This is a genomic window from Gilliamella sp. wkB292, assembly GCF_001690235.1.
GTDB lineage: Bacteria > Pseudomonadota > Gammaproteobacteria > Enterobacterales > Orbaceae > Gilliamella > Gilliamella apicola_F.
The window spans coordinates 1-6,801 of record NZ_LZGO01000053.1; the positions used below are offsets into that span (position 1 = coordinate 1).

The 6,801-nt window shown below is 35.3% G+C and carries 6 protein-coding genes and 1 CRISPR repeat array; all 6 genes read left to right on the forward strand.

Features of this window, described 5'->3' with window-relative positions; genetic code table 11:
- Positions 1-101 precede the first annotated feature (101 nt).
- On the forward strand, positions 102-1,277 hold the full coding sequence (locus A9G09_RS06410) for a pyridoxal phosphate-dependent aminotransferase (protein ID WP_065634050.1): 1,176 nt from the start codon (positions 102-104) through the stop codon (positions 1,275-1,277).
- On the forward strand, positions 1,262-2,080 hold the full coding sequence (locus tag A9G09_RS06415; protein ID WP_065634051.1) for a MetQ/NlpA family ABC transporter substrate-binding protein: 819 nt from the start codon (positions 1,262-1,264) through the stop codon (positions 2,078-2,080). Before A9G09_RS06410 ends, A9G09_RS06415 begins: the two co-directional genes overlap by 16 nt.
- Positions 2,081-2,082: 2 nt before the next feature.
- Positions 2,083-3,102: a methionine ABC transporter ATP-binding protein gene (locus tag A9G09_RS06420; protein WP_065634052.1), complete on the forward strand. Its 1,020-nt coding sequence runs from the start codon at positions 2,083-2,085 to the stop codon at positions 3,100-3,102.
- Complete coding sequence (locus tag A9G09_RS06425) at positions 3,102-3,773, forward strand: methionine ABC transporter permease (RefSeq protein WP_369126354.1); 672 nt, start codon at positions 3,102-3,104, stop codon at positions 3,771-3,773. The genes A9G09_RS06420 and A9G09_RS06425 overlap by 1 nt, the downstream gene beginning before the upstream one ends.
- Before the next feature lie 11 nt (positions 3,774-3,784).
- Positions 3,785-5,143, forward strand: a complete 1,359-nt coding sequence (locus A9G09_RS06430) for an FAD-binding oxidoreductase (RefSeq protein WP_065634053.1) — start codon at positions 3,785-3,787, stop codon at positions 5,141-5,143.
- A gap of 255 nt (positions 5,144-5,398) precedes the next feature.
- Positions 5,399-5,669: direct repeats of the CRISPR family, unit length 28 nt; unit sequence GTTTAACGCCGTGTAGGTGGTTTAGAAA.
- A 410-nt stretch (positions 5,670-6,079) separates the two neighbouring features.
- Positions 6,080-6,343 carry a SemiSWEET family transporter gene (locus A9G09_RS06435; protein WP_081297501.1) on the forward strand — a complete coding sequence of 88 codons (264 nt, stop codon included), beginning with the start codon at positions 6,080-6,082 and terminating at the stop codon, positions 6,341-6,343.
- Positions 6,344-6,801: the final 458 nt, after the last annotated feature.

Genomic DNA, 6,801 nt, shown 5'->3' on the forward strand with positions numbered 1-6,801 from the left:
ATAAAAAAAAATTATAAATATATATAAATATATTATTTAACGAGAAAAATACTATTTTGTATTATACTTGCACACCTTAATTTTTTTCATCACTAACATAAATGCGTAAATTAGCCAACCGACTCGACCACTTTTCTGATTCAGTTATCCGCCGGATGACCCGAATTGCTAATGAATATCAAGCTATCAATTTATCACAAGGATTTCCTGATTTTGATCCACCAAAAGAATTGATACAAGCGCTTAAGCAGGCTGCAGAGCAGGGTCCTCACCAATATGAAATTACTTGGGGGTCAAAAGAATTTAGACAGTTACTGGCTAAAAAGCAGCAAAAGTTGATGAACATTGACATAAACCCCGATGAAAACGTCCTTGTGACTTGTGGCAGTACAGAAGCCATGATGTGTGCGGTTATGACAATTTGTAATCCTAAAGATAAAGTTATCATCTTTTCACCTTTTTATGAAAATTATGGTGCTGATGCGATTTTATCTGATGCTACGCCAATATATGTACCACTCATTCCACCTACATTTGAGTTTGATAAACAGCAGCTTAGACAAGCTTTTGAACAAGGTGCAAAAGCTTTAATCTTATGTAATCCAAGTAATCCTTGCGGTAAAGTTTTTACTAAAGCTGAACTTGACTATATCAGTCAATTAGCCATCGAATTTGATGCTTATGTTATTACTGATGAAGTGTATGAACATATGGTTTATGCCCCGCACAAGCACCTTTATTTAGCCAATTTCCCCGGTATGAAAGAGCGTACTATTAGCTGTAGTTCATTATCAAAAACGTATTCGATTACAGGTTGGCGCCTTGGTTATATTATTGCAGATAAAACTATCATTGATGGCTGTAAAATGATCCATGACTTTTTAACTGTTGGCGCCGCTGCACCATTACAAAAAGCGGCTTGCGCTGGGTTATCATTGGGTGATGATTACTATCGACAATTAACTCAAACCTATACTGAAAAACGTCAACTGTTTTTGCAAGGTTTAGATAAAATAGGTCTATCTTATTATGAGCCACAAGGCGCATATTATGTCTTGGTTGATATTTCGGCTTTTAACCCATTTAAAACTGATTTTGAATTTTGTGAATGGTTAATTAAAGAAGTAGGTGTAGCAGCTGTACCGGGATCAGCATTTTTCAAACATCCTGAGTATCGATATATTCGTTTTCATTTTGCTAAACAAGAACAAACGCTGATTGCAGCTTTACAAAGATTATCCAAATTTAAGGAAAAATTATCATGTTTAAAAAATTAATTGCATTAAGTTTTGCTATTTTATCAACATTCACTTTGCTGACCGGTTGTGATGATACTAAAAAAGAGAATCATATTGTTGTCGGTGTTGCTGCCGGACCTTATGGCGATATGTTTAAACAAGCGATTGCACCAGGACTAGAAAAGAAAGGTTATAGTGTTGAAATTCGTGAGTTTAGTGATTATGTACAACCTAACTTGGCGTTAGCTAATAAAGAAATTGATGCTAATTTATTTCAACATCTCACTTATTTGAATAATTTTAAACAGGCACGCAATTTAGATATTATCGCAATTGGCTTTGTGCCTACCGCTGGTGCGGGTATTTTTTCTAATAAAATTACCGATTTTTCTCAATTAAAAAAAGGTGATCAAGTCACTATTGCTAATGATGTCACTAATGAAGCGCGAGCATTAAGAATTTTACAAGCCGCAGGTCTTATTAAACTCGATCCAACTGTAGATAAAAATAATCTTACACCTAATAACATTATTGAAAATCCTTATGGTTTAAATATTGTACCAATTGAAGCACCACAAACACCTCGCTCTTTAGATAGTGCGGTATTGTCGGTTGTCAATGGTAACTATGCTATTGGTGCCGGTTTAGATTTGTCTAAAGCACTTTATACCGAAGTTTTAGATAAAGATCTAAAAAATGTTATTGCCATTCGTAGTTCATCTAAAGATACTTTAGGTAAGGACATTATTGATGTACTTAAATCTCCTGAATTTGCGCAAGTGATCGAAGATAAAAATGGTATTTTTTATACTTTCCAAAAACCTGACTATCAATTATTTTAATTATGCAACATACACCTTTAATCCAAGTAAAAAATGTATCGGTGCGTTTTGAGGCAAAAGGCCAAATAGTTGAAGCCGTCAAAAATGTTTCATTTGATGTCAATCAAGGCGAAATTTTCGGCATTATTGGCTCAAGTGGTGCAGGTAAAAGTACATTGGTAAGAACGCTTAATCGACTCGCCATACCGTCGTCAGGACAAGTGATTGTCGATGGTGTTGATATTAGCACTTTGAAAGGCCGCCATTTACAGGCCTTTCGTTTTCAAGTCGGTATGATCTTCCAAAATTTTAACCTTGCTTGTTCAAAAACCGTTTATGAAAATATTGCCTTTGTTCTTAAGGCTGCGGGTAAAAAGGGTGATGCCGTAAAAAACCGAGTGAAAGAGCTTCTTACATTGGTAGGGTTGAGCGATAAAGCTTATGCTTATCCTGCCGAGCTTAGTGGTGGGCAAAAGCAGCGAGTCGGTATTGCAAGGGCCTTAGCGAATGAAGCGAAAATATTGCTATGTGATGAAGCGACCAGTGCATTAGATCCAACTACAACCAGTGCTATTTTGGATTTACTCAAACAGCTCAATCAAAAATTTGGCTTAACCATAGTTCTTATTACCCATGAAATTGATGTGGTAAAAAAAATTTGTCATCGGGTTGCGGTAATGTCACAAGGTGAAATTGTTGAAATGAATAACACATTCAATTTATTTGCTTGCCCAAAACAACGCTTTACCCAAAACTTTCTTAATATTGATGAAAATACTCATCTTCCCGATCTTATTAAACAAAATGCTAAAGGTAAATTGGTTAGACTGCGCTATATTAATGAAAATACCACGCAACCTATTTTATATCAATCAGCGCTTGAAACAGGCGTCGCTTTCAATATTTTGCATGGCTTTATCGAGTATTTTAACGAGCAAGCGTTAGGCAATCTAGTGATAGAGTTAATTGGTGATCCCGATGATATCTTGAATCTTATTGCAAAGTTACACAATCAAGGTGTGATTATTGAGGAAATATATTAATGATAAAACTCACCCTTGCTGAAATGGCACAAATGTTATGGCAAGCCGCTTACGAGACTTTTATTATGGTCAGTTGGTCACTGCTTGCTGGTATTTTATTTGGCACAATAATCGGGCTGTTGCTGTTTTTGATGTCTAATCCGTTTTTTTTCAAAAATAGAGTAATGAATAGTATTGCTAACTTTATCATTAATGCGACTCGTTCAATTCCTTTTTTGATTTTAATGGTGACGGTGTTACCTTTAGGTGCTTTATTTGTAGGCACGACTGTTGGACCAAAAGCGGTTATCTTTCCTTTGTCGTTAGCGGCTATCGCTTTTTATGCAAGATTAGCTGAAAATGCGTTTAGTCAGATAGATAAAGGCGTGATTGAAGCGGCAGTAGCGAGCGGAGCATCACATATTCGCATAATTATTGGAATACTATTTCCTGAAGCGATGGCACAATTAATTCGCCATGCAACGGTAACGACAATTTCGCTCATTAGCTTTAGTTCAATGGCCGGTGTGGTTGGCGGGGGTGGAATAGGTGATTTAGCCATTCGTTACGGCTATCAACGTTATGTCACAGAAATCCTGATTTTATGTATTATCATTCTGATTTTTATTGTGATGTTAATTCAATTTTTAGGGGATAAATTAGCTAATCACTTTGATCGCAGCTATAAATAATCGGTATAAACATGAATACAATTACAACTATTATTAAAGATCCTAACCGAATCATTTATCAAAACAATATTCCAAAATCTCACTTAAGTGATGGACTGCAATTGAAATATGGACAAGCTGAACTACTGGTTTATCCAGTAACAACAGCGGAAGTTTCACAAATAGTTCAATATGCCTATTCAAAGGGGATCAATATTACAACGCGTGGCGCGGGTACAAATTTGGTGGGTTCAACCATTCCTAATGGTGGCATTATTATTGATTTATCTTTAATGAACAATATTGTTGAACTGGATAAAGAGACATTCACCATTACTGTCCAGCCAGGCATTTTATTACAAGATTTACAACAATGGGTTGAAAAGCAAGACCTGTTTTATCCGCCCGATCCTGGTGCAAAAAATGCCACTATTGGCGGTAATATAAGTACTAATGCTGGTGGCATGCGTGCGGTTAAATATGGCGTGACTCGTGATTATGTGCAAGCAATAGAAGTGGTCATGGCTGATGGCAGCGTTTTAAATTTTGGTAGTAAAAATGTTAAAGATAATACCGGGCTTTCGTTAAAACATCTCTTTATTGGCAGTGAAGGGACACTGGGTATTATTACGCAATGCACTTTAAAGTTAATTGCTAAACCAAAAGCTTTCGAAACCTTAATTATTGGTTTTAAAAGTATTGATTTAGCTATAGCAAATATCACAACTATATTACAAACGTTAACACCCACAGCATTGGAGTTTGTAGAACGTCAGGTCGCGCAGTGGGGTGAAAGATATTCGGGGTTTCAATTTCCATTACCCAATGCACAAGCCTATCTTATTGTTATGTTAGATGGTGCTGATCACCAGACTATATTACAACAGCGCCAGCAACTACTGGCTAATTTGGCTGATTGTGAACATTTTATTGCAGAAACTGCAGAACAAGCTAGCCAAATCTGGGCAGTGCGCGGGTCACTAGTTCGCGCTGTTGAAGCGGTGACAGAGCAAGATCCTATAGATATTGTTGTACCCATTAATAAAATTGCTGATTTTATTCATTACACCAAACAATTAGAAGCAAAAACCGGTGTAAGAATGTTAGCTTTTGGGCATGCTGGTGATGGCAATATCCATTTATGTCTGTTACGCGATGGTAGAGAGCAAGCGCAATGGCAATGCTTACTTGAACAAGTCCATTGTGCTTTGTATCTAAAATGTCATCAATTAGGTGGTCTTCCTTCTGCAGAACATGGTATTGGTACTGCTAAAGTTAACTATTTTAAGCAGGCCATACCAGAAGAAAATCGCCAATTAATGCAAGCAATTAAACAGCAGTTTGATCATAAAAATATTCTTAATAATCAGGTTTATATTTTGCAAATTTAGATGTTTTTTATTTTTAATTTACTAAAAAGTCTTTGATGATAATCAAAGACTTTTTGTTATTACCTAAAGCAAAGACCTACTAATAAAAATAGGGTAACTTTACAAGTTCAATAAACATCATGACAAAACCCTTTTTTTTACTATAATTTAAACTTGTTTATAATCAATAGGTTAATTTTTAATGTAAAAAAAGGGTTTTTAAGCCTAAAACAAAGATTTATCTTTTGCCCAACAAGCGTTATAGTGTATTGGTTTCTAGTTTAACGCCGTGTAGGTGGTTTAGAAAAGTATAAGCCTGAGCTGAGGCTCGGCTGACTAGTTTAACGCCGTGTAGGTGGTTTAGAAATGGCAGAATAAACGATAACAATGATTGACCAAGTTTAACGCCGTGTAGGTGGTTTAGAAACAATTTATCGGTTGTTGAAGTAGTATCATCTTGTTTAACGCCGTGTAGGTGGTTTAGAAAGGCATCCGTTCGCATTGTTCCTGCACCTGACTGTTTAACGCCGTGTAGGCGGTTATAGTTTTTAAAATTCCATTTAAAGGATGGGATTAACGGTTATGCCAGATTTATCTGAGTTAGATAAGTTGTTTTTGTAATCATTTTAAGGTTATGAATCATCCCTTTACCAATTGCGCCATATTGTTTTATTTGTATGATTAAATTAAGTATTCTTGAGTTTAGTCTCTTGCTTGTTTTATGATTTGATAATTTTAGTATGTTATTTGGCCTACATTAAATAGTGAATCTTGGTGGTACACATTACTCTGCTTATTAAAAGGTATTAACTTGTGATGCAGGGCGTCATAAATGCAAAATCTTGTTAAATCCTTTATCAATAATTAACATTCTGGATGAGGTTTTTGAGTACAATTTTTAAGGGATATATGCTAGAGTTGAATCCCTTATTTTTCGACTCAGTAGGGAGGTAGGTCTTGAATCTTTCACCTAAAGCGTTTCATTATTTGGGCGTAATTGCTACTATCGCTTCACTTGGCATGTATGTTTCTTATATTCCACAAATCATTGATAATCTTCATGGTTACAAATCTAATCCCACTCAACCATTGGCTGCAGCAATAAACTGTTCGTTATGGGTTTGCTATGGCTTATTGCGCGAAAAGAAAGATTGGCCAATTGCTATTGCCAATTCACCGGGCGTCATCTTTGGCTTAATGGCTTTTTTCACCGCTTTATAAATCGTATTATTTATTAAACTACAGTGAAATCAAGCTTAATTCCTGTAGTTTTCCTCTCCTTTTTCTCTTAATTGTGCTATCGTTGATTATGTTGAGTTCATATTTTTAATAAAGTTTGAAATTAATACAGCAGTAGGTTAATATTTAACCTTGCAAATAAATTAAAATAAATCAATATAATACGGAGTTATCAACAGGTTTGTTAAATACTTATCAAAGAGTACAGTGAATAATTTGCTAGTTATCCCCTTTTAAGATTTTTAGCGTTGTGCAAAACTTGTTCATTGTCATGTTGTTTATATATTATTATAGTAAAAGTGATGAACTTGATTTTTCTATCTGGATTTAAACTTTAAAAAATTTTTGATAAATGTTAGTGGTTCAATTAGAGACGTTGTATTAGCAAAGTAGTACCACAAATCTTGGCAAGATGATCGTCTTGCTGGGTAAAAATCGCG

Coding starts and splice junctions, on each gene's coding strand:
- A9G09_RS06410 (WP_065634050.1), top strand. CDS start 102: ATGCGTAAATTAGCCAACCGACTCGACCACTTTTCTGATTCAGTTATC.
- A9G09_RS06415 (WP_065634051.1), top strand. CDS start 1,262: ATGTTTAAAAAATTAATTGCATTAAGTTTTGCTATTTTATCAACATTC.
- A9G09_RS06420 (WP_065634052.1), top strand. CDS start 2,083: ATGCAACATACACCTTTAATCCAAGTAAAAAATGTATCGGTGCGTTTT.
- A9G09_RS06425 (WP_369126354.1), top strand. CDS start 3,102: ATGATAAAACTCACCCTTGCTGAAATGGCACAAATGTTATGGCAAGCC.
- A9G09_RS06430 (WP_065634053.1), top strand. CDS start 3,785: ATGAATACAATTACAACTATTATTAAAGATCCTAACCGAATCATTTAT.